General features: G+C 71.6%; 3 protein-coding genes. 1 reads left to right on the top strand and 2 read right to left on the bottom strand.

The window, feature by feature from the left end:
* Positions 1 to 893: DNA-3-methyladenine glycosylase family protein (locus CCL05_RS42825; RefSeq protein WP_107400594.1), on the top strand; the 893-nt coding region annotated here is incomplete at its 5' end.
* A 133-nt stretch (positions 894 to 1026) separates the two neighbouring features.
* On the opposite strand, the gene manB is transcribed toward CCL05_RS42825, so the two are convergent.
* Both manB and CCL05_RS42815 read right to left on the bottom strand, forming a co-directional pair.
* Positions 1027 to 2109, bottom strand: coding sequence for a mannose-1-phosphate guanylyltransferase (gene manB, locus CCL05_RS42820; RefSeq protein WP_086565873.1), 1083 nt, complete (start codon positions 2107 to 2109; stop codon positions 1027 to 1029).
* Positions 2110 to 2243: 134 nt separating this feature from the next.
* The coding region (locus CCL05_RS42815; protein WP_167409729.1) for a peptidoglycan recognition protein family protein at positions 2244 to 3036 on the bottom strand (793 nt) is incomplete at its 5' end.

The following is a 3036-nucleotide window of genomic DNA, read 5'->3' as shown; positions in this document are numbered from 1 at the left end:
ACTGGGTGCCGGACGGGCCGCTGGATCTCGGGCTGGTGCTCGGGCCGCTGAGGCGCGGACCGGGTGATCCGACGTTCCGGGCGATGCCGGACGGGTCCGTGTGGCGGGCCTGCCGTACGCCCGCCGGGCCCGGCACGCTACGGGTCTGCGCCTACGGCGGCGGGGTGCGCGGCCAGGCCTGGGGGCCCGGGGCTCAGTGGCTGCTGGACCGGTTGCCGGAGTTGCTCGGGGCCGCCGATGACCCGTCCGTGTTCGTGCCCCGGCACCGGCTGGTGGCGCTGGCCCGGCATCGGCGGCCGGGGCTCAGGCTGACGCGGAGCGGGCTGGTGATGGAGTCGCTGATTCCGTCGATTCTGGAGCAGAAGGTCACGACCGATGAGGCGTATCGGGCGTGGCGGTTGCTGGTGCGGAAGTTCGGGGAGCCGGCGCCGGGGCCCGCGCCCGGGCGGATGTGTGTGATGCCGGCGCCTCGGGAGTGGGCGTTGATCCCGTCGTGGGAGTGGCATCGGGCCGGGGTCGACAACAAGCGGGCGTCGACGATTCTGCGTGCGGTTCGGGTGGCCGGGCGGTTGGAGGAGGCGGCCGGGATGGAGCCGGGGGCGGCTCGGGCGCGGTTGGAGCTGGTGCCGGGGGTGGGGCCGTGGACGTCGGCGGAGACGGTGCAGCGCAGTCATGGGGCGCCGGACGAGGTGACCGTGGGGGATCTGCATCTGCCCCGGATCGTGGGGTGGGCGTTGGCCGGCGACCGGGATGCGGATGACTCCGTGATGCTGGAGTTGTTGGAGCCGTATGCGGGGCAGCGGCATCGGGCGGCTCGGTTGATTCTGCTGAGTGGGGCGGTGCCGGGGCGGAGGGCGCCGAAGATGCCGCGGTGGGATATCGGGGCGTTGTGAGCTGCCCCGGTTTCCAGTGCTGCGGCGTTGTGGCTGGGGCCGGGTGGGCCCGCAGCCCGGCGTAGCGGGGTGCCGCCTGCGCCCACCCGTGCCGCCCCAGCGGCACGACTGCCCGCAGGCGGCAGCCAGTGCGCTACTGGTCCGAAGAGAAGCGGACCGCTCCTGCTGGGATGTGGGCGTCGCACCAGATGCGGGCGCCGTCGCGGAGTTCGTTGTCGGGGCCTATGACCGCGCCGTCGCCTATGACCGTGCCGGTGAGGACGGAGCGCTCGCCGACGCGGGCCCGGGTGCCTATGAGGGAGTCGGTGACGACCGCGCCGGGCTCGATCACGGCGCCCGGCAGGATCGTGCTGCCGAAGACGCGGGCGCCCTCCGCGACGAACGCCCCCTCGCCGACCACCGTGCCGCCGGACAGCTTCGCGTCGGCCGCGACCGTGGCCGTCGGCAGGACCAGGCGGTCCCCGCAGCGGCCGGGGACCGCCGGGGACGGGGCCCGGCCCAGGACCAGGTCCGCCGAGCCCCGGACGAATGCCGCCGGTGTGCCCAGATCCAGCCAGTACGTCGAGTCGACCATGCCCTGGAGGTGCGCGCCGGCGGTCAACAGGTCCGGAAACGTCTCGCGCTCCACCGACACCGGCCGGCCCGGCGGGATCGTGTCGATGACCGAGCGGCGGAAGACGTACGCCCCCGCGTTGATCTGGTCGGTGACGATCTCCTCGGGCGTCTGCGGCTTCTCCAGGAACGCCAGGACCCTGCCCGTGTCGTCCGTGGGGACGAGACCGTAGGCGCGCGGGTCCGTGACCTGGGTGAGGTGCAGGGAGATGTCCGCGCCCGTCGACTCGTGGGTGTCGACCAGGGCCCGGATGTCGAGGCCCGTCAGGATGTCGCCGTTGAAGATCAGGACCGGGTCGTCGGGGCCGGAGTGCAGCCGGGAGGCCACGTTGCGGATGGCGCCGCCCGTGCCCAGGGGCTCCTCCTCCGTCACGTACTCCAGGTGGAGCCCCAGCGCGGAACCGTCACCGAAGTACGGCTCGAAGACCTCGGCCAGATAGGACGTGGCCAGGACGATGTGCTCGACGCCCGCCGCTCTCGCTCTCGCCAGCTGGTGCGTGAGGAAGGGCACCCCGGCCGCCGGCACCATGGGCTTGGGCGTGTGCACCGTGAGCGGGCGCAGTCGGGTGCCCTTGCCGCCGACCAGGAGGATCGCTTCTGTCACGTGTCGTCTCTGCTTCCTGCCGGGACCGGCCGAACTGTCTTTCGGCCGGTCAGTGTATGCAGACCGTTCCGTGGCGCCTTCGCTGGCCGTGCGGCATTCCGCCCGCTGCCCCCCGACGGCGGTGAACGTGTGTCTCAGCGGCCCTGGTACCGGGCCGCCTTGGAGCGGGCCGAGCCGAGCTTGCCGTAGAGCTTGCGTCCCGGGCAGGACGTCCTGAATCCGTCCCGGTGACCGGAAATCACGTTCAGTCGTACCTTCTTACCTTTTCGGTAGAGATTGCTGCCAGCCGACTTCAGGTAGGTCTTTCCCCGCGGATTCACCCCGTACAGACCCAGCTTCCAGGCCGTGAGCCGGGCGATGGCCTTGATCGCGGCGGACGACGGCTTCTTGGCGCCGTACGACCCGAGGACGGCGATCCCCATGCTGTTGCTGTTGAAACCAAGGGTGTGGGCGCCGAGGACCGGCCTGGCCACGCCTCCGGCGCGGCCCTCGTAGATCTTTCCGCACTTGTCGATGAGGAAGTTGTAGCCGATGTCCCGCCAGCCCATGCTCCTGACGTGGTAGCGGTAGATACTGCGGATGAGTGACGGGGACTGCGAGCAGCGGTACTTGTTGCCGCTGGCCGTGTGGTGCACGAAGGCCGCCTTGACCTTCTTCGTGTACCGGAAACCCCGCTCCCGCAGTCCCTCGTTCGCGCCCCAGCCGCGCCGCGTGACGATGCGCGGGCGCGGGCCGACGAACGGCCTCACCCGCTGCTGCTCCGTCAGCTCACCGGTGTTGAGGGCGAAGAACTCCTGCTCGCTCTCCGCGCGGTTCAGTTCCGGGATCTCGCCGGCGCCGAGGGGGGCCAGGTCGGCGTTGGCGGCAGAGGCTTCGGTGGCGGCGGAGGCTTCGTCGGCGGACGTCTCGTCGGCGGCGGTCTCGTCG

The sequence above is a fragment of the Streptomyces africanus genome (assembly GCF_002150735.1).
Taxonomy (GTDB): domain Bacteria; phylum Actinomycetota; class Actinomycetes; order Streptomycetales; family Streptomycetaceae; genus Streptomyces; species Streptomyces africanus.
The sequence above is the reverse complement of the archived record's forward strand: the minus strand, read 5'-3'. Positions and strand labels throughout refer to the sequence as shown.